The organism is Corallococcus sp. AB049A (genome assembly GCF_003668885.1).
Lineage (GTDB): Bacteria > Myxococcota > Myxococcia > Myxococcales > Myxococcaceae > Corallococcus > Corallococcus interemptor.
This window is the reverse complement of record NZ_RAWL01001297.1, coordinates 1-412: the sequence shown is the minus strand read 5'-3', so window position 1 is coordinate 412 and position 412 is coordinate 1. Positions and strand designations below refer to the sequence as shown.

Annotated in this window: 1 protein-coding gene; it reads left to right on the top strand. The window is 40.8% G+C overall.

Annotated elements, in window-relative coordinates; genetic code table 11:
- Nucleotides 1–292: MFS transporter (locus D7X55_RS47055; protein ID WP_199747460.1), on the top strand; the 292-nt coding region annotated here is incomplete at its 5' end.
- Nucleotides 293–412: the final 120 nt, after the last annotated feature.

Sequence of the window (412 nt, the reverse complement as noted above, 5' to 3'; positions counted from 1 at the left end):
CGGTTATACCTTCTTTCGTAAAATTTCTGCCGCACTTGCTGGCTTCTTGCCAGGCATTATGCTGACGCAAATCGGTTATGTTCCCAACATCGCGCAAAGTGATGCGACATTACAGGGTTTGCGTCAGCTCATTTTTATCTGGCCTTGTGCACTGGCAATTATTGCTGCATTGACGATGGGATTCTTTTACACACTCAATGAAAAACGGTTTGCGTTGATTATTGAGGAAATCAACCAACGCAAAAATAAAGAAATTGAGACAGAAGAAAAAACGGCTTCCGTAACGTTATAAATGTCAATAGCCGCTATTTCCATCCTGGTGGGTGGCGGCCTCCCTACGTTTAAAAATGGACTTATTATGAAAAATATTAATGCAATAATTTTATTATCTTCTCTGACCTCTGCCTCAGTA